The 18,969-nt window shown below is 59.4% G+C and carries 18 protein-coding genes and 1 pseudogene; 11 read left to right on the top strand and 8 right to left on the bottom strand.

The genetic code is table 11. The features are described 5' to 3' along the window. Window positions 1–102: 102 nt before the first annotated feature. Entirely contained in the window at window positions 103–420 is a 318-nt protein-coding gene (locus QMX98_RS13685) for a DUF883 family protein (protein ID WP_010460652.1), read from the bottom strand. A 164-nt stretch (window positions 421–584) separates the two neighbouring features. On the opposite strand from QMX98_RS13685, the gene QMX98_RS13680 reads away from it, so the two are divergent. Then, complete coding sequence (locus QMX98_RS13680) at window positions 585–836, top strand: hypothetical protein (protein WP_010460650.1); 252 nt, start codon at window positions 585–587, stop codon at window positions 834–836. Between the two features lie 9 nt (window positions 837–845). Here QMX98_RS13680 and QMX98_RS13675 read toward each other — a convergent pair whose 3' ends face one another. Next, window positions 846–1,754, bottom strand: coding sequence for a LysR family transcriptional regulator (locus tag QMX98_RS13675; protein ID WP_042932031.1), 909 nt, complete (start codon window positions 1,752–1,754; stop codon window positions 846–848). An 85-nt stretch (window positions 1,755–1,839) separates the two neighbouring features. Between QMX98_RS13675 and QMX98_RS13670 the strand changes: the two genes are divergently transcribed. After that, on the top strand, window positions 1,840–2,763 hold the full coding sequence (locus QMX98_RS13670; protein ID WP_154504807.1) for a carbon-nitrogen hydrolase family protein: 924 nt from the start codon (window positions 1,840–1,842) through the stop codon (window positions 2,761–2,763). A 124-nt stretch (window positions 2,764–2,887) separates the two neighbouring features. Here QMX98_RS13670 and QMX98_RS13665 read toward each other — a convergent pair. From QMX98_RS13665 to QMX98_RS13655, 3 genes and pseudogenes are all read right to left on the bottom strand, one after another. Continuing rightward, a pseudogene (locus tag QMX98_RS13665) lies at window positions 2,888–3,133 on the bottom strand (hypothetical protein); the annotation flags it as partial. Between the two features lie 44 nt (window positions 3,134–3,177). Continuing rightward, on the bottom strand, window positions 3,178–3,411 hold the full coding sequence (locus QMX98_RS13660; RefSeq protein WP_200666215.1) for a hypothetical protein: 234 nt from the start codon (window positions 3,409–3,411) through the stop codon (window positions 3,178–3,180). Window positions 3,412–3,498: 87 nt separating this feature from the next. Continuing rightward, window positions 3,499–3,996 carry a BCAM0308 family protein gene (locus QMX98_RS13655; RefSeq protein WP_010460640.1) on the bottom strand — a complete coding sequence of 166 codons (498 nt, stop codon included), beginning with the start codon at window positions 3,994–3,996 and terminating at the stop codon, window positions 3,499–3,501. Window positions 3,997–4,314: 318 nt separating this feature from the next. Here QMX98_RS13655 and groL point away from each other — a divergent pair, with 318 nt between their 5' ends. Then, window positions 4,315–5,931, top strand: coding sequence for a chaperonin GroEL (groL, locus tag QMX98_RS13650; RefSeq protein ID WP_282410900.1), 1,617 nt, complete (start codon window positions 4,315–4,317; stop codon window positions 5,929–5,931). Window positions 5,932–5,951: 20 nt separating this feature from the next. Here the strand turns inward: groL and QMX98_RS13645 are convergent, their stop codons facing one another. Further along, entirely contained in the window at window positions 5,952–7,004 is a 1,053-nt protein-coding gene (locus QMX98_RS13645; protein WP_282410899.1) for a phosphotransferase, read from the bottom strand. A 259-nt stretch (window positions 7,005–7,263) separates the two neighbouring features. Between QMX98_RS13645 and QMX98_RS13640 the strand changes: the two genes are divergently transcribed. From QMX98_RS13640 to polX, 8 genes are all read left to right on the top strand, one after another. Continuing rightward, a complete protein-coding gene (locus QMX98_RS13640) occupies window positions 7,264–8,151 on the top strand; it encodes a universal stress protein (RefSeq protein WP_282410898.1) in 888 nt (295 codons plus the stop codon). Window positions 8,152–8,183: 32 nt separating this feature from the next. Continuing rightward, window positions 8,184–9,947 carry an acetate--CoA ligase gene (acsA, locus tag QMX98_RS13635; RefSeq protein WP_282410897.1) on the top strand — a complete coding sequence of 588 codons (1,764 nt, stop codon included), beginning with the start codon at window positions 8,184–8,186 and terminating at the stop codon, window positions 9,945–9,947. Next, entirely contained in the window at window positions 9,944–10,927 is a 984-nt protein-coding gene (gene pdhA / locus QMX98_RS13630; protein ID WP_282410896.1) for a pyruvate dehydrogenase (acetyl-transferring) E1 component subunit alpha, read from the top strand. The genes acsA and pdhA overlap by 4 nt, the downstream gene beginning before the upstream one ends. After that, window positions 10,924–11,910 carry an alpha-ketoacid dehydrogenase subunit beta gene (locus QMX98_RS13625; protein ID WP_042932032.1) on the top strand — a complete coding sequence of 329 codons (987 nt, stop codon included), beginning with the start codon at window positions 10,924–10,926 and terminating at the stop codon, window positions 11,908–11,910. The genes pdhA and QMX98_RS13625 overlap by 4 nt, the downstream gene beginning before the upstream one ends. 46 nt (window positions 11,911–11,956) lie before the next feature. Beyond that, the gene (locus tag QMX98_RS13620; RefSeq protein WP_282410895.1) at window positions 11,957–13,075 is read left to right on the top strand and encodes a dihydrolipoamide acetyltransferase family protein; all 1,119 of its coding nucleotides are present in this window, start codon (window positions 11,957–11,959) and stop codon (window positions 13,073–13,075) included. 11 nt (window positions 13,076–13,086) lie between these two features. Next, on the top strand, window positions 13,087–13,365 hold the full coding sequence (locus QMX98_RS13615) for an acyl carrier protein (protein WP_010460623.1): 279 nt from the start codon (window positions 13,087–13,089) through the stop codon (window positions 13,363–13,365). A gap of 161 nt (window positions 13,366–13,526) precedes the next feature. Then, window positions 13,527–14,087, top strand: a complete 561-nt coding sequence (locus tag QMX98_RS13610) for a nitroreductase (RefSeq protein WP_282410894.1) — start codon at window positions 13,527–13,529, stop codon at window positions 14,085–14,087. A 199-nt stretch (window positions 14,088–14,286) separates the two neighbouring features. After that, entirely contained in the window at window positions 14,287–16,107 is a 1,821-nt protein-coding gene (gene polX, locus QMX98_RS13605) for a DNA polymerase/3'-5' exonuclease PolX (RefSeq protein ID WP_282410893.1), read from the top strand. 134 nt (window positions 16,108–16,241) lie between these two features. Here the strand turns inward: polX and QMX98_RS13600 are convergent, their stop codons facing one another. Continuing rightward, the gene (locus tag QMX98_RS13600) at window positions 16,242–17,477 is read right to left on the bottom strand and encodes an acetate/propionate family kinase (RefSeq protein ID WP_077747773.1); all 1,236 of its coding nucleotides are present in this window, start codon (window positions 17,475–17,477) and stop codon (window positions 16,242–16,244) included. Then, complete coding sequence (locus tag QMX98_RS13595) at window positions 17,474–18,901, bottom strand: bifunctional enoyl-CoA hydratase/phosphate acetyltransferase (protein ID WP_154504789.1); 1,428 nt, start codon at window positions 18,899–18,901, stop codon at window positions 17,474–17,476. The genes QMX98_RS13600 and QMX98_RS13595 overlap by 4 nt, the downstream gene beginning before the upstream one ends. Window positions 18,902–18,969 lie beyond the last annotated feature (68 nt).

The raw sequence follows: 18,969 nt of genomic DNA, 5'->3' as shown, positions 1-18,969 counted from the left end.
GCTCTGAACCGTTTTTTGTAGACGCCAGGCTTGCCGGCTAAGGCGCATTTGAAATCGCCTTCGCCAGCAAGCCTGGCCCCTACAGGTTCGATGTATTTCTGTTTAACGGCGGCCCAGCAGCAACCCGACCACCAGGCCGAACCCGGCGGAGATGGCCACGGTTTGCCATGGATGGCCACCGATGTAGGTCTCCGTCGCGTCGACCACCGGTTTGGTGCGGTCACGAACACTGGTGACCGAGTCCCGGGCCTGCTGGAGTTTCTGAGAGATTTGCCCGCGAAGGGTCTCGGCTTCCTCACCCACCAGAGAAGCGCTGCTTTTGAGCAGTTTTTCCGATTCTTCGATCAGTGCCTGAAGTTCGCTGAATGCCTGATCCTTGATCTGGTCTTCGGCGGTTTGTGCGGCGGTTTTCCGGGCCATTGGGTACTCCTTGCAGGTAAATGGGCAGTGAACAATGGAGTCTGCGGCAACTGAAAAAGTTGCAGCGACTTTACGCATTGACTGTACGCCAAGGAAAAATCCCGAGTCGGATATTTCGTCCTACAGTGTAAGATGTCGCCTATTTTACGCAGCAGGTAACTCCCATGAGCTTCAATCTGGCCGACAAACCCCTGGCTGAGCGCGCAGCGCTTGAAGATGAGAAATCCCGTCTGTTCGACCTCTGGCAAAGCAACCTTGGCAAATCCAAGGGCGAGGCCGCGCGGTTGTTTGGCGAACGCGCCAAGCGCAAAGGCAAATGGGCTGAATGGGTTCGCGCCGAACTTGATGCCATGTCGCCCCCGGAATTCGCCAATATGGTGCGCAGTGAAGTGAATCGCTTGATGGCCGCCAAGTAAGGCCTGCCTTCACGCAAAACTCGCGACAATGGCCTCGCGCACTTTCAACACCACCGGATCGAGCTGCGTGCTGGTGCGCCAGCCCAGTTCGATCGGGTAGCGCGGTAACGCCAAAGGGCAGGGCAGCAGCGCCAGACCGCAGAGCGTCGCGATGCTTTGAGCGGCGTGGGCCGGAATGGTCGCCACCGCCTGACTGCCCTTGAGCAAGTGTGGCAACGCCGCAAAGTGGGTGGTCGAGGCGCATACCCGCCGACTCAGCCCCAGCGCCGCCAGCCCCTCATCGGTGATCCCGATAAAGCCGCCGGACGACACCAGAATGTGCTCGCGGGCGACGAACTCCTCTAGCGTGAGAGTCTGTTGCCCCGGGGTCAGGCTGAGCGGATCCACCAGGCACGAATAACCGCCTTCACCCAGCACCTGACGACTGAGCAACCGCTCGCTGAACCCGCCCGCGGTGATCGCCAGATCAATGCTGCGCTCCATCAATGCCTGGGCGACGATCTGGCTGTGGGTTTGCCGAAAAATCAGGCGCAACTTCGGCGCGCTGCGCGCAATGGCCTCGATCAATCGCCGGCCGTAGGCCACCTCGAAATCATCCGATAACCCCACCGTGACCGAGCGCCCGTCGTAATGATTGGCTGCCGGATCGACCATTGCCAGGCTCTGACGGCATTTGTTCAGCGCATCGCTCACCACCGGTTTTAACTGATTGGCCTTGAGCGTCGGTGCCAGGCCACGGCCGGTGCGCACGAACAATTGATCGCCATACAGCTCGCGCAGTCGCCGCAACGCCGCGCTGACGGCCGATTGCGTCACGCCCAGGCGCAACGCCGCACGGCTGGCGCTGGACTCTTCATGCAGCGCTTCGAAAACTTTGAGCAGGTTGAGGTCAACAGTGGCGATATTCATTTGGCTCATATCATTCAGCAGTGAGTCGGGCTTTATTCATGATCCCGTGGCGCATGAGAATGGGCAACACCTCAACGCTTTCGGAGAGATCGCCATGCCAAAATCCATTGTCGCAGCGTTGCAAATCGGCGCCTTGCCCGGCGGCAAGACCGAGACCCTGGAACAGATTCTTGCCTGGGAAAACGCGATTATCGAATCCGGCGCCGCGCTGGTGGTGATGCCCGAAGCGTTGCTCGGGGGTTATCCCAAAGGCGAGACGTTCGGCACTCAGCTGGGCTACCGACTGCCGGAAGGTCGCGAAGCGTTTGCCCGCTATTTTGCCAACGCCATCGACGTGCCCGGGGCCGAAACCGACGCCCTGGCCGGGTTGTCGGCGCGCACCGGGGCCAACCTGGTCATTGGCGTGATCGAGCGCGCCGGGAGCACGTTGCATTGCACGGCGCTGTATTTCGATCCGCAGGCCGGCCTGGTCGCCAAGCACCGCAAACTGATGCCCACGGGCACTGAGCGATTGATCTGGGGCAAGGGCGATGGCTCGACGTTGCCGGTGATCGACAGCCAGGTCGGGCGAATCGGCGCGGTGGTGTGCTGGGAAAACATGATGCCGCTGCTGCGCACCGCGATGTACGCCAAAGGCATCGAGGTCTGGTGCGCGCCCACCGTGGATGAGCGCGAGATGTGGCAGGTCAGCATGCGCCACATCGCCCATGAAGGCCGTTGTTTTGTGGTCAGCGCTTGCCAGGTTCAGGATTCACCGCAAGCCCTGGGCGTGGAGATTGCCAACTGGCCGGCGGATCGGCCGCTGATTGCGGGCGGCAGTGTGATCGTCGGGCCCATGGGCGACATTCTGGCGGGGCCGTTGCGTGACGGGGCCGGGTTGCTCACCGCCGAAATCGACACCGACGACCTGGTCCGCGCGCGTTATGACTACGACGTGGTCGGTCACTACGCGCGCCCGGATGTGTTCGAGTTGAGCGTCGACGAGCGCGCCAGGCCCGGCGTCCGTTTCACCGCATAACCGTCACTGGTTGAACAGCATCACCCCTGTAGGAGCGAGCCTGCTCGCGAATGCGGTGTGTCGGAAAACCGTGTATTGACTGACACTCCATCTTCGCGAGCAGGCTCGCTCCCACAGGGGATATTCATTGTCGGTATGACCGAGTTCCGGCTGTCGACCCCGGCAAGCTCAGTTTTCCGGTGTCGACGAAGCGCACCGTTCCAAACAAGCCTCCCGCCAGTTTGCCGCGTAACACGTAGGGAAGATTATTCAGTGTCTGCGTCTGGCTCAGCCCCAACGTCTGGAGTAACAACGAGAACGCCGAAACGCTCAGCACGGTTTCGGAAAAGCGTGCAATCGAGCCCGATTGATCGCTGACGCCTGACGCCATGCCATGGCTGGCCACGCTGCTGACCCAACAGCATTCACGTGCTGTCATCGGTTGTTCTTGTCCCTGGTATGCAACCATTCCTGCCAGGCTTGTCGGTATTTTTCATCCGCCCGTTTTTTTGCGTCAGAAAACTTATGGATGGTCTGCGCCGAAACGGGCTCGTTCAAAAATGCGTAGGCTTGATCGTTCAAACGGTCGGCTTCAAAAAACAACGCCCTGCTATGGCTGATCGATTTAAGGTTGGTTGCATGCGGCGAGGCTGATTCATTGATGGCCATGGTCGTACTCCTTCTGGAAGCACAAAAAGGTGAGCTGGGTGTCCTGATCCCCCTCAACTTTCCATATTGAGACAACCGCGCCCGGTTCTATTCGTCACGTGTCCAGTTGACGCTCAAGCCATACTTATCATCGCCGTACCGGTAATCAGAGTTCCCTTTGAACGCGGCTTCCAGTGCATGGCCCAGGCGATTCGCGAGATGGATGCCGGTCGTGGTCACGATTAGAGCAGCCGCTGAGTCGGTAAGGCCGATGATGCGCTCCAGGGCATGCTCGGCTTTTTCCTTTTTTTCGGTGTTTTTGATCAGGTTGATGATTTCATTTCGATGCTTGAGCAAGAAGCTGCCCGATAACGTGAGCGTCCCCGCTGGCATGTTGTCATCGATGCGTCGGCAGGCTGGGCACGTCACTGTTTGCGCATCATGAATGACCGTGTTTTCAGGGTGTTTCCAAGTCCAGTTCCCGGCTTGATAGACCGCATCACACTGCGGGCAGATGGCTGAACCTTCAACCCGCTGCGAGCAATAGGGGTCATGAGTGGATGTTTTGAACAGCTTGCTTTTTTGACTCTGCTGAAACTTGTCCATGGCTTTTCTCCTCGCGCATCAAATGGGAAAAGATCTCACCTGTAGCCGTGAAACCGTGACTGAAAAACAGATCCCTTCTGCTTTCAGCCTGCTGAACACACACCTTCATTTGGACTCTGTTTCTTGCTGCGCGAATTGATCTTTGTCAATTCCGGGACGTGAACTGACAGTCGGTCATCCCGACGGTGCGCGCATTGTTTGGGCGGTCTGGGGCGCGGCGGCGTTGTGAGTTTGTTGATAAAAGTCAACGTCGCCCGGGCCAGTTCATAGAAGCTGCCAAAACGCACTTGTTGTAAAACTGGCCAGGAGAACACCCTGATGGCTCACACTAAAATCGTGTTTCGTGCTGCAGCCCGCGAGAAAATCCTGAGTGGCGCCACACAGTTGGCAGACGCCGTGCGGGTGACGTTGGGGCCAAAATCAAAATCGGTACTGATCCAGAGTAAATGGGGCAATCCGACGGTCTGCAATGATGGCGTCACGATCGCCAAACGCATTGACTTGCTCGACCCCGAGGAAAACCTGGGCGCGCAAATGCTGCGTCAGGCGGCCGAACGCACAGGCGATGCGGTAGGGGACGGGACCAGTACGTCAACGGTGCTGGCCCATGCAATCCTGGCCGATGGCATCCGTAACGTCGTCGCGGGTGCCAGTGCAATCGACCTCAAGCGCGGCCTGGATCGCGGGCTGTTGTTGGTCGTCGAATCCCTGGCCGCCCAGTCACGTCCGGTCAGCACCCCCAAGGAAAAGGCCCAGGTCGCCACGCTGTCGGCGCATAACGATGCCGTCATCGGTCAGCTGGTGGCAGACGCCCTGGAAAAGGTCGGCGTTGAAGGCGTCCTCAGTGTCGAGGAATCCAAGACCACCGAAACAGTGGTCGAAGTCATGGAAGGCATGCGGTTTGACCGGGGTTATGTCTCACCCTATTTCGTCACCGATGCCGAGAAGATGCAGGTCGAACTCGATGACGCCTACTTGCTGCTCTGTGACCATAAGATCGGTGCACTCAAAGACTTGCTGCCCTTGCTTGAACTCGTGGCTAAAAGCGGGCAACCACTGGTTTTGATCGCGGACGATATCGAGGGTGAGGCGTTGACCACGCTAGTCGTCAACCAGATACGCGGTGTTCTGCGAGCGGTGGCGATCAAGGCTCCGGGCTTTGGTGATCGGCGCAAGGAAATGCTGCAGGACATGGCCGTTCTGACGGGGGCAACGGTGGTTTCCAGCGAACTGGGCGTCACTCTGGAACAGGTGGAACTGAACCAGTTGGGACGTGCACATCGAGTCGTGGTGCAAAAAGACAGCACGGCGCTGATAGGGGGCGCCGGTACGCGCGAGGCCATCGAGGCGCGTTTGCAGCAGATCCGTGCGCAACTAGACAGTACCACCAGCGATTACGACCGTGAAAAGCTTCAGGAACGACTGGCAAGGCTGTCTGGCGGAGTTGCGGTGATCCGGGTCGGGGCGCCTTCCGAAGCTGAAATGAAGGCGCGCAAGGATGCGCTGGATGATGCCATCTCAGCGACCCGGGCGGCGATCGCCGAAGGCATTGTGCCGGGGGGTGGTCTTGCGTTGCTCAAGGCCGTCCCGATTATCGCGGCCGAAGAGGCCCGATATGAGGGCGATGCCAGGACCGGCCTGCAGATTCTTCGCCGGGCGCTGGAAGCTCCGGCCAGACTCATCGCTGAAAATTCGGCGGTGGATGCCGGCGTCGTGGTTGCGCGCATGCTCGCCGAGCCAGGGAACATTGGCTTCGATGCGTCTGCCAATTGCTATGTCGACATGTACGAAGCCGGCATCATTGACCCGACCAAGGTGGTGCGTATTGCCCTCGAAAATGCTGTTTCAGTCGCCAGTATCTTGCTGCTGACCGAGGCGACCATGACGGATATTCCGGAAAAGGAATCACCGGCCCAGGCTCCTTTCCCTGAATGAAACGCCCATCGTGGATAACGTCATGTATAGGAGGCCGCCTCAGACATCGCCAGGTGATTGAGAATCGGGTTTTCGCCGTGCAAGTAACTCAGTGCCTGGTGCATCAACTGGACAGCTTTTTCTTTTTTCTCGTATCGCTTGGCCGGATCGGCATGACGTAGCGCTGCACCCGCAAGGGAGAAGCTGCGCGTGGCAGCCCGCAAAGAAAGGAAAAACGCCAAGGGTTTGCAGTCTTCCTGCACATCACTGTGGTTGAGGTAACTGGACAACAGCCGAGCACCTAACCTGTTCAGGCCATGGTGTTGCAGGTCCATCAGCACAAAAGCCAGGTCGTAGAGCACATCGATGCAGGAAAGCCGCTCACTGAACTCGATGCCATCGAAGAGGGTGGGCTGACCGTCGAGCAGGCAGATATTGGCCAAGCGCATATCACCATGGCAACGGCGAACGCGGCCCTCACGGCGGCGATCTTCGAGGCAGCCGGTCAACGACTCCAACAGGGTCCGGGAGGTATGAGCAATCGCGGTGACTGTCGCGAAATCGAGGATGGGTGGGTAGCGAGACATTTCCCGATGGTTTTTCTCGATTTCTTCATACAGGTCCGGGATGTGACCGTAAGAAGGAGTGATGGGTGCATTGGCATGAAAGCGGGCGATCTCAGCCCCCAACTGTTCCATCATCGGTTCAGTCAGACGTCCTTCAACGGCCATACGGTCAAACAGCCGATCCTGAGCGAAGCGGCGCATCACCACGAGCCAGTCAACCGCTGGTCCGCAACCGTTGAGCGCCAACTGGCCATTCGCCTGGCGATTGATCGGACACAGGCTCAAATACAGCGTCGGCGCAGTCCGTCGATTGAGCAGTAACTCTGCCTCACAGGCGTTTTTGCGGCTTTCCAGGCTGAGGAAATCCAGCTCGGCAAATGCCACGGCGCGTTTGAGTTTGTAGGCGCGGTTGGCATGCAGAAAAATCACCGAACCATGGGTCTCGATACGCTCCACGGGTTGGTTTGACGTGCCGTAGCTGGACGGCCTGGAGAGAAAGGCTATGACCTCGTCTTGCAGGGTGTGCATTCTCGCCTCCACGTCGTCTGCGGATTTTTCGGCAGTGTGGAGAAGGGAAGGCCCGCTCCGATTGATATTGATCAAGTACGGTGGAATGAAAGGCTGCTCCTCTTATGGGGGCTCACGTCGGTAGTTGATATTTATCAACGTCAGGCACTTTCCGGCGGAGCAACCTGAATCAGCGCTGGTGCTTGGTCCGGCGTGGACGCAACGGCTGAGCCCTACGAGGCCAACGGCAGGCGTTGAACCCTCTGCCTGGAGTCAGACCATGAGCCAGTATCAACAACTGTTACTCATCCTCCACCTGGCCCTGCGCCATTCTCCGGCAATCGACCATGCAGCAGCGCTCGCCAGGGCCAGCGGTGCACGTTTGCATATTGCGACGTTGATTCCTGCGTTGAAACTGTTGTCGCTGCTCGAAGAAGGCGACCGGGAAAAGGCTCGGGAGCGTTACCTGCAGGACCATCACGATTGGCTGGAGGACCAGTCCAAACTTCTGCGTGGCAGAGGGATCGAGGTGACCAACGAGGTGGCGTGGGCTGATGACATGGAGCAAGACATCCTGGATCACGTCAAGGAATTGCAGCCCGACCTGTTGATTAAGGAAATCCAGCAAGAATCAACGCTCAAGCGCACGTTTTTCACCCCGTTGGACTGGCACTTGCTGCGCCACTGTCCGGTACCGGTTTATCTGGTGGGCGAGGCTCACCATGTCCTGCCGCGCAAGATTGTGGCGGCGGTTGATGCTTCGGCGGGTGGGCCTGAGAACAGTGAGTTGAATGACCGCATTATCCACCAGGCTTCCAGCCTCGCCATACAGTGTGATGCCGAGTTGCACCTGCTGTATGCCTATGACATTACGGAAGACTACCTGGAGGAATTGGGCGGTGGCTTGAAACTGTCGGAGCTGACCAAGGGGCTGCGCAAAGAGCTGGAACAATCGTTTCTGAAACTCGCCGGTCGGTACGGTGTGCCTGCTAACCGTCGACATTTCATTCTGGGACATCCCGTTTCGGCGCTGAGCGAGTTCGCCAACAAGCACAACGTGGATGTGATCGTGATGGGCAGAGTCCAGTTCCACGGGGTGGAGAAACTGCTGGGCAGCACGACCGAACATATTCTGTATCAGGTGCCCTGCAGTGTCCTGGCGGTCTAGGGACGGACCGAAGACGACTCAAGGTGGCAAACATGCATCCAGCGATCATTAAGAAAACCCTGGCCAACTTGCCGTTAGCGCCGAATTGGCTCGATAGCGTGCAAGCTCGGGAGGCCTTTTCCTGGCAGGTGGAAGCCAATGCGCTGGCCGGTTTGCCGGGCGGCGGTTTGAACCTGGCGTATGAGGCCGTGGATCGGCATGCGCAAGGGGCGCGTCGACGGCATACGGCATTGCGCATTCTTGATCGCAACGGGGGGAGTTGCGACATCAGTTACGCCCAACTGAGCATCCTGACCAACCGGTTTGCCAATGTATTGAAAAAGCTGGGCGTGATGCCCGGCGAGCGAATATTTGTACTCTGTGGCCGAGGGCTGGAACTGTATCTGGGGGTGCTCGGTGGCCTGAAACTCGGTTGCGTGGTGTCGCCATTGTTCTGTGCGTTCGGCCCGGAGCCCATCGAAACCCGTATGCGTCTTGGCGAAGGCAGTGTGTTGCTGACCAGCGAAACCCTCTACCGGCGCAAGGTCGCGGCCATACGCGAGCGTTTGCCGGCCCTCAAACATGTGCTGCTGTACGACGAAAACGGTGGCGATACGGCGCAGATCGAGGGGACGCTCAATCTGCATCAGCTGCTGGCGCAGGCAGAGGAAGCCTTCACCGTTGCCAATACGACCGCCGACAGCCCCGCACTTTTACACTTCACCAGCGGCACGACAGGCACTCCGAAAGGCGTGTTGCATGCCCATGGCGCGGCGCTGACCCATCGCGTCACCGGGAAATACGCCTTGGACTTGCACCCCGAAGATGTCTATTGGTGCAGCGCCGATCCGGGTTGGGTGACCGGCACTTCCTATGGGATCTTTGCCCCGTTGTTGCTGGGCGTCACCAGTGTGGTCGAGGGCAATGAATTCGATGCCGAGCGTTGGTACCGGATACTTGAGAAGCAACAGGTGACGGTCTGGTATACCGCCCCGACAGCCATTCGCCTGCTGATGAAAGCGGGGGCGGAGTTGGCGCGCGGCCATCGTTTTCCGAGTCTGCGGTTTATCGCCAGCGTCGGCGAGCCGCTTAATCCCGAGGCTGTCTGGTGGGGCAAAGAGGTGCTTGGGCTGCCGATCCACGACAATTGGTGGCAGACCGAAACCGGCGGCATCATGATTGCCAACACAGTTGCCATGCCCATCAAACCAGGCTCCATGGGTAAGCCGCTGCCGGGTGTCGAGGCGGCCATCGTCGTTCGAGCAGAAGAGGGCGGACTGGCGTTTCTGGGTGACAACGAGGTCGGTGACCTTGCCTTGAAACAGCCATGGCCTGCCATGTTCCGTACCTACCTGGGGCAGGAGGAGCGTTATCGTCACTGCTTTGTCGGTGAGTGGTACCTGAGCGGCGATCTCGTGCGTCGCGATGCCGATGGTTACTACTGGTTCATTGGTCGCAGCGACGATGTCATCAAGTCGGCGGGTCACCTGATCGGTCCGTTCGAAGTTGAAAGCTCCCTCATGGAACACCCGGCCGTAGCCGAGGCCGCGGTGATCGGCAAGCCCGACCCGCTGTTGGGTGAAACCGTGAAAGCCTTTGTTTCACTCAAGCGTGGTTTCACTGCCAGCCAGGCCCTGCACGACGAGTTGCTCGGTCATGGACGCAAGCGCCTCGGGGCGGTCGTTGCGCCCAAGGAACTGGAATTTGTGGAAGTGCTTCCGCACACCCGTAGCGGAAAACTCATGCGGCGTCTGCTCAAGGCCCGGGAACTGGGTTTGCCTGAAGGCGACACTTCCAGCATGGAGAGTGCGCCATGAGCCTCCCACCGCGGTCCCAGGAAATTGCTCTCGACCTGCTGCGGGACATGGTGCGTATCCGTCGTCTTGAGGAGCGCGCTGGCGAGTTATACGGGGAGGGCAAAATTCGTGGCTTTCTGCACCTGTACATCGGTGAAGAAGCGGTCGCCGTCGGCGTTCTGCATGCACTGGCAGCCGACGATGCGGTGGTCGCGACGTATCGCGAACATGGCCACGCCCTGATCAAGGGCGTCCCCATGAAAGCAATCATGGCCGAAATGTATGGGCACCAGGAAGGATGCTCGCGAGGGCGCGGCGGCTCAATGCACCTGTTTGATGCCACGACACGATTCTTCGGCGGCAATGCCATTGTCGCGGGTGGCTTGCCACTGACGGTCGGTCTGGCGCTCGCTGAACGTATGCAAGGTGGAGCGCGTCTTTCAGCCTGTTTTTTTGGTGAAGGCGCGATGGCGGAAGGGGCTTTCCATGAGTCCATCAACCTGGCCGCATTGTGGCAACTGCCGATGCTGTTTTGCTGTGAAAACAACCTCTATGCGATGGGGACTGCCCTGGACCGTTCGCAGTCGCAAACGGACCTGTGTGCGAAAGCCGCGGCCTACAAAGTCGATACCCGGTCCGTCGATGGCATGGACGTGATCGCGGTGTATGAAGCCGCTCGTGATGCGGTTGAACACATCCGTGCGGGGCGTGGGCCTTTTTTTCTGGAGTTCCGCACCTATCGGTTTCGTGCCCATTCGATGTTCGACCCACAGCTGTATCGTGACAAGGACGAGGTGGAGCAATGGAAGACCCATGGGCCGATCCATACGTACAGTGCACAGCTTAAGGCCGAGGGCCTTTTGGACGAACCCGGATTTCTGGCGATCCTCGCCCAGGTGGACGCTGAAGTGGAAGCCGCCGTTACTTATGCCGAAAGCGGCAGCCTGGAGCCGCTCGAGGATTTGTCTCGCGATGTCTACACCCCAAGGGCGGCGCCATGAGCATTCGTATGAGCTATCGCGAGGCGCTGCGCGAGGCCATACGTGAGGCGCTGCAGCGGGACCCGCGGGTATTTCTGATGGGCGAAGACGTCGGTCGCTACGGTGGCAGTTATGCCGTGTCCCTGGGATTGCTTGAGGCGTTCGGCCCCGAGCGCATTCGAGACGCGCCATTGTCCGAGCTGGGTTTCGTGGGAGCCGGAATAGGGGCGGCATTGGGGGGCATGCGGCCGATTGTCGAAATCATGACCGTGAACTTCAGTCTGCTCGCCCTCGATCCGTTGATGAATACGGCTGCTGCCTTGAGGCACATGTCCGGTGGACAGTTCTCCGTGCCCCTGGTTGTGCGCATGGCGACAGGCGCCGGACGCCAGCTTGCGGCGCAACACTCGCACAGCCTGGAGGGCTGGTACGCCCATATTCCCGGGCTGAAAATCCTGGCGCCGGCGACCATCGAAGATGCACGCGGCATGCTCTGGCCAGCGCTACTGGATCCGGACCCGGTGCTGATATTCGAACACGCCCAGCTCTACAACCTGGAGGGTGATGCGGGCGAGTGGGAGACGGTGGACATCAGCTCCGCCAAGGTCCGCCGAACCGGCAAGGACCTGACCCTGATCACTTACGGCGGCACACTCGGCAAGACCTTGGAGGCTGCGCAGGTACTGGCCGGGGAGGGCATTGATTGCGAAGTCATCGACCTGCGTGTCCTGCGCCCTCTGGATGACAAGACTTTGATGGCTTCTGTCTGCAAGACCCGTCGGGCCCTGGTGGTCGACGAGGGATGGCGCAGCGGCAGTCTATCCGCCGAGATCATTACACGGATCATAGAACAAGGCTTTTTCGAGCTGGATGCACCGCCGGCACGGGTGTGCAGCGCCGAAGTGCCGATACCTTATCCCCGGCATCTGGAAGAGGCGGCCCTGCCACAAGTGTCGACGATCGTCGCGGCCGCTCATGAACTATGCCGGGGGACATCAGGGTGAGCGCAATGACGTGGCGTATTCAAGTATCAGGCCAGGAAGGTAAACGATGATCGAATTCAAATTGCCCTCTCTGGGGGCTGATATGGATGAAGGCACGTTGCTGGAGTGGAAAGTCCACCCGGGCGATGCGGTCAAGCCGGGCCAGGTGATTGCCGTCGTCGATACCGCCAAGGCCGCCATCGATGTCGAGTGCTGGCATGAGGGCACGGTGTCGCAACTGCTGATCGATATCGGCGCCAAAGTCCCGGTCGGTACCACCATCGCCTGGTTGTTGGAACCGGGCGAAGATCCGCACAGTGCGCGACGAACAACGACGGCGGCGCCGCTGCTGATCGAAGAGCAGGCATCGTCCGGCAGACGCCCGCGGATATCTCCCGCGGCGCGCAAGCGTGCTGCCGAGCTAGGCGTCAGCACCGCTGATGTGAAAGGCCATGGGCCACAGGGAGTGGTTACCCTGGAGGACATCGAGGCAGCCGCTCATGTGGCGCACCCGCCGGACCCCGACCAGGCCATGCGGCACGCCATTGCGGCGGCCATGACTCGTTCAAAACGCGAGATTCCCCATTACTACCTCAGCGAAACCATCGCCCTGGATAAAGCCATGGCCTGGCTGCAGGCACACAATGCGCAAAGCACACTTCAAGAGCGCCTGCTGCCCAGCGTCTTGCTGCTCAAAGCAGTGGCGCTGGCCTTGCGCGACTATCCGCAGCTCAATGGTTTCTGGCTGGATAACGCCTTCAAGCCCGCACTCGATACCGACCTTGGGGTGGCAATCACCTTGCGCCAGGGTGGCCTGGTCGCCCCGGTGCTGCATCATGTGGCGGACACATCCTTGACTCATTTGATGAGTGAACTGGCCAGCCTGGTCGAGCGCGCCCGCAGCGGATCCCTGCGCAGCTCCGAGCTGGGAGGCGCCGGCCTGACGGTCACTCAACTCGGCGATCAGGGCGTGGACAGTGTATTGGGGGTGATCTATCCGCCCCAGGTTGCCTTGGTCGGTTTCGGTCGGATCAGTGAGCGGCCCTGGGTGAAAGAGGGCCAGCTGTGTGTCATGCCCACTGTCATTAGCAGTTTGTCCGCCGATCATCGAGTCAGCGACGGTCATTACGGCGCACGTTTTCTGGGCGAAGTTCGTCGTTTGCTGCAGACGCCAGAGGCGCTTTGAGGAGAGGGCATATGAACCCGCAAATGATCCGCGATGAAGTATTGAAAGCCTTGAAAGGCATTGCCCCGGAACTTGAAATCGAGCAGTTGCGATCTGATCGGTCACTGCGCGAAGAGGTTGATCTGGATTCCATGGATTGGCTTCGTGTCATCGAGGCTCTAAATCGGAGCCTGGGCATTGCAATTCCTGAAAGCGATTACCAACACGTGGACACCCTGGACAAGCTCATCGCCTATCTGGGGCAAAAGGCGAAATCCGGCGAAGCCGAGCCTTCGATCCGCAAGGGGTGAAGGTACCGGGCAGTAGCGCCGTCGCGCATTGTTTGCCACTCAAACGGTGAGCCGATCGAATCGTCGGTTGCCACCGGTTCCGCCCTGATCTGATTTAAATCAGCAGCAGGTCTGCGTGAATGGACGACTTTATGAAATGACCTACCTTGAGGTATGCACTCATGAACATCGACAAGGCAATCTCCGGCCGGCGCTCCACGCGTGAATACACGACAGAAGCCGTTGATGAAAATGTCATTCGTCGTTTGATCAATGCCGCTGCCCAGGCGCCCAGCGCGGTCAACCAACAACCGTGGACGTTCACGGTGATCCGAGACCAAGCAGTGCTGGATCGGATCTCGCGAGAAGCAAAGGCCTACATGCTCAAGACGATGCCCTCTGGCCCCCATTCCGCGCACTTCCATTCGTTACTCAATGACGAAAACTTTCACATCTTCTACCACGCGCCAGTACTCATCCTTATTTCGGGGAACGCGCCAGGTCAGTGGGTCGTCGAAGACTGCGCATTGGCCGCCGAAAACCTGATGCTCGCCGCGTACGCTGACGGGCTGGGTACCTGCTGGATCGGTTTCGCCCAACGTTTTCTTGATACGCCACAGGGGAAGCATGCACTGGGCCTTCCTGCCGAGTGGACGCCAGTGGCGCCCATTATCGTTGGCCATCCGAAATCGGTGCCTGCACCGGTCTCGCACAAGGCGCCGGAGATTCGCTGGGTCGGCTGATCGCAAAACACGCACAGCATGTGCCTCACCGGCATTTAGCGCTGAACTCGGCTACCGTGGCGAGCTTACATATTGCCGCTTTCGTAAAATCGTCACTGCTTGAGGAATCGCGCGGGAAAAGCCCGACCTGTTAGTCAAGACGTGCAATACGAATCAACGCTCAAACGCGCGTTCTTCATTTCACTGGACGGGCACTGCCATGAAGCTCACCGCCGTACCGCCTAAGGAACCGTTACCAGACTGGCTATCGGCCTCGCTCAAGGACAGGCGGCTGATTGGCAATGATCAAATTGCCGAGGTTTTTGACGAAATCGCTGATCTGCTGGAAATCGATGACGCCAACCCCTTTCGGATCCGGGCCTACCGTAATGCGGCGCGCACCTTGAGGGCGTTGACCTTTGAGCTGGCAGAGATCATCGCGCGTGGCGAACCACTGCCCAAACTGACCGGTATTGGAGTTGATCTGGCAGGCAAGATCAACGAAATCGTTACCTGCGGAAATTGCGCTTTGCGCCAGCGGTTGCGTTCGACCTTGCCGCCCGGATTGGTTGAACTGTTGTCCATCGCCGGATTGGGCCCCAAACGCGTCAGGCACCTGTATCACGATCTGGGGATCGAAACCGCGCAGCAGTTATGCGAGGCTGCTCGACAGGGCCGCATTCGCCATCTGCCCGGTTTCGGCGAAAAGATGGAGACGCGGCTGTTGAGTGCCGCGCAGAAGGGGATTGGAAGCGATCGCCGTTTGCCGCTGGCATTTGTCGAGCCCGTGGCGCACCGTCTGATCGAATACTTGCAGCAGCTTGCGGGTATCGAGGAAGCGACGGTGGCCGGAAGCCTGCGTCGCATGCGCGACACTGTCGGTGATATCGACCTCCTCGTGGCCGCAGCGCCTTCTGTGAATGTCACGGCACACTTGCTCAAGCACCCGGAGATTTCCACCGTGTTGGTTAAAGGGCGCACGCGTGCCAGCGTCGTGCTGGGCTCAGGCCTGCAAGTGGATATGCGCATTGTAAAGCCGGCGCAATTTGGCGCCGCTCTGGTGTATTTCACTGGCAGCAAGGCGCATAACATCGCGATTCGCCAGAGGGCCCGGAAGCTGGGGCTCAAGCTCAACGAATATGGGGTGTTCAAGGCCGAAGAATGCGTGGCCCGTGCCACCGAGGTGGCGGTTTATCAGGCCTTGGGGTTGGTATGGATCACGCCGGAACTGCGCGAAGATCGCGGTGAAGTCGAGGCGGCACTGACAGGTCGTTTACCGAGGCTGATTGAGTTGAGCGACCTCAAGGGTGACTTGCATGCTCATACCCGTGACTCGGATGGAGGCAATAGCCTGGAAGAGATGGCATTTGCGGCGCAGCGCGCCGGACTGGAATACCTGGCGATTACCGACCACTCCCGGTCCCTCAGGGTGGCCCATGGCCTGGACACTGATCGATTGTTGAAGCAAATCGACCAGATCGATGCGCTCAACGCCCGCTTGCAAGGAATGACCTTGCTCAAGGGCGTTGAGGTCGACATTCTCGAAGACGGTCGCCTGGATCTGCCAGATGACATTCTGGGGCGCCTGGACCTGGTGGTGGGCGCCGTCCACAGTCATTTCGGCTTGACCCTGCATCAACAAACCCAACGCCTGCTCAGGGCCATGGATCATCGCTACTTCAGCGTACTGGCACATCCCCTATGTCGGTTGATCAATGAACGCGCGCCCCTGAACATGGACCTGCCTGCAATCATCAAGGCAGCCTCTGAGCGTGGTTGCTGCCTGGAACTCAATTCGCAGCCCCAGCGCATGGATCTGTTTGACCTTCAGTGCCAATACGCCAAGGATCAAGGCGTGCTCATCAGCATCAATTCGGACGCCCATCGCGCCGCGGATTTTTCCTATTTGCGCTACGGCGTCGCTCAGGCGCGTCGAGCCTGGCTGGAAAAACACGATGTGCTCAATACCCGTTCGCTGACCTCACTCAAGGAGTTTTTACGCGATGGCGGTGGCGGTCGCCCTCAAAGCGCACAAAACTGATGTCAGGCCGTTGAGCGCCTTGTTGTCCGGGGCAGCCTCACGATCGGCACCTCATTTGAGCTCAACGATCACCGTCGGCGGGTTGACCGGCGTGCCGACGCTTTACAGCACTTGTCGGCGAGCCATCGAATCCTTCAGGGGATTAGGCGCGGGGCGGATCGAGCTTGCTGATTGGCTGGCTCTGTCAGGCGCAGGGCATCGAGCGCCGTGACCCATTCTTCGTTGGTGGCCTCGACCACCACCTTGACTCGGCTGGCCGGGGTCGAGATCACTGAGGCATTGGCCTGGTTCGCCGTTTCGTTCAGTTCGACGCCCAGATACTGCAGGCCAGCGCACATACGAGAGCGAATCGCCGCGTTGTGTTCGCCAATACCTGCCGTGAACACCAGCATGTCCAGACCACCCAGTGCCGCGACAAGGGCACCGGCTTCGTGGATGAACCGGCGCAGGTACAACGCAAGGGCCATGGCCGCGCGAGGCTCAGTGGCTTCGACTTTGAGCAATTCGCGCGGGTCGCTGGAAATGCCGGAAACTCCCAGCAGGCCAGACTCGTGATACAGAATATGGCTGACCCGCTCCAGGCTCAGCTTCCAGATCTCCATCAGGAAAATCACCGCGCCAGGGTCCAGCGCCCCGCAGCGGGAGCCCATCATCAAACCGTCCAGCGCTGAGAAACCCATGGTGGTGGCGACGCTTTTCAAGTCCCGCATACCGCACAGGCTGGCACCGCTGCCCAGGTGCGCGACCAGCGTTCGGCCGCGCGCCTGATCGCCATAGCGTTCGGCCAGCGCAACGGATTGATAGCAATAGGACAGTCCGTGAAACCCGTAACGGCGCAAGCCGCTTTCCCAGGCCGACCAAGGCAGTGGCAGGATTTTCTCCACGTCTGGCAGGGTCTGGTGGAAGGCGGTATCGAAACACACCACTTGTGGCAGGTCGGGGTGGGTTTGCAGCAGCGTTTCGATGGCCTCCAGTGCGAAGGGCTGATGCAGAGGGGCTAGCGGGATGTAGCTTTTAAGGTCGGCCAGCACCTGCGTGTCGATCAATACCGGTTTGGAGTATTTAATCCCACCATGCACGACGCGGTGGGCGATGGCCCTGATCGAACGGCCTACCAGTTGAGTTCGCAACCGCTCACGAATATACCCAAGGGCATCGTGATAAGGATGTTTTGCATCGAGGGTCAGTGGCTGATCGTCGCCGCCGTTTTCGCTGACCACCGAGTTTGGCCCCGTGATGCCGTCGACCTTTGCGCGCCACAGTGGTGTGCGAGCCAAAGGGCTGCAGGTGGCGTCGAACAAGGCGAACTTGATGCTCGACGACCCCGCATTGAGGACCAGGATCACTTCACCGTTATCCGTGTCGTTCATGGCGGGGTGACCCGATAGTGATGGGCGACCAGCGCGGCGATGGCGCAGGACGCGATGCGCGATTCGACGGAGTCGGCGCGGCTGGTCAGGACAATCGGCACTTTGGCGCCAAGCACGATACCCGCGCTGGAGGCACCGCCCAGGTATTCCAGCTGCTTGACGAGCATATTGCCGCTTTCCAGATCAGGCACGACGAGAATGTCGGCTTTACCGGAAACAGCTGAGTGAATGCCCTTGATACGCGCCGCCGCCAGGGAGATGGCGTTGTCGAACGCCAGCGGCCCGTCAAGGACCGCGCCAGTGATCTGGCCGCGATCAGCCATTTTGCACAGCGCTGCGGCATCAAGGGTGGCGGGCATGTTGGCATTCACCGTTTCCACGGCAGCGAGAATCGCCACGTGGGGATTACTGACGCCGAGGATATGTGCCAGATCGATGGCGTTACGCACGATGTCCACTTTGTCGACCAACGCCGGCGCGATATTGATCGCTGCATCGGTGATGATGAAGGGGCGCGGATAAAAAGGCGTCTGCATCACGAAGCAGTGGGTGATGCGCCGCTTGGTACGCAGTAGCGCCGAGGACGGCACCACGGCGGACATCAATTCGTCGGTGTGAAGGCTACCTTTCATCAACGCTTCGACTAGACCATCACGGGCCATTTGCGCACCGCGCAGGGCGGCAGCATGGCTGTGGGGCACGTATTCAATGGTGAGACCGCAAAGGTCGTGGCCGCCCTTGGCCGCCAAGGCTTCGAGTCTGGCTCTTGGGCCAATCAGGATCGGATCGATCAACCCAGCATCGCGGGCATCAAGGGCCGCCTCGAAACTCACCTCGTCGCAAGGATGTACCACCGCAACGCGTATCGGTTCCAGCGTCTGGCAGGCTTGCAACAAACGATTCAGACCGTCGGCGCTGTGGCGCAGTTCTATGCCCGGCAGGCTGGCTCGGTGCACATCGATATGCTCGCCGGCCGCGTGGACCAGGGATTCACCTTCCAGCACGACCACGCCTTCCTGATTGATGCCGGTACAGGCCAGCGTGAGCAGATACCGCGCTACGTCGCGAGCAGTAACCGTCACCGAGACCGTCAGTGTGTCACCGATGCGTACCGGGGCAAGGAACTTGAGGGTTTGCCCCAAGGGCACCGAACCGGGCCCTGGCAACTGCGTACCAATCAACGCCGAAATCAACGCTCCCCCCCACATGCCATGGGCGAAAACAGTGTTGAAGTGGGTGGTGGCAGCAAATTCCGGATCGACGTACAGCGGGTTCACATCGCCCGAGACCAGTGCGAACAGCTGAATGTCTTGAGCTGTCAGGGTGCGCTCCAGAGAGGCGGACTCGCCGATGACGATTTCCTCGAACGATCGATTATGCAGTCGCTCCAGATCGTCGGCGTTTACAGGAACAGAACGGGTCATGGGTTTGATCCTGAATAGGATGGCGGACGGCTCGGCTACATCATTCAACGCTCAATCGGCGCAGGTGA

The sequence above is a fragment of the Pseudomonas sp. PS02303 genome (assembly GCF_029959925.1).
Taxonomy (GTDB): Bacteria; Pseudomonadota; Gammaproteobacteria; order Pseudomonadales; family Pseudomonadaceae; genus Aquipseudomonas; species Aquipseudomonas mandelii.
The sequence above is the reverse complement of the archived record's forward strand: the minus strand, read 5'-3'. Positions and strand labels throughout refer to the sequence as shown.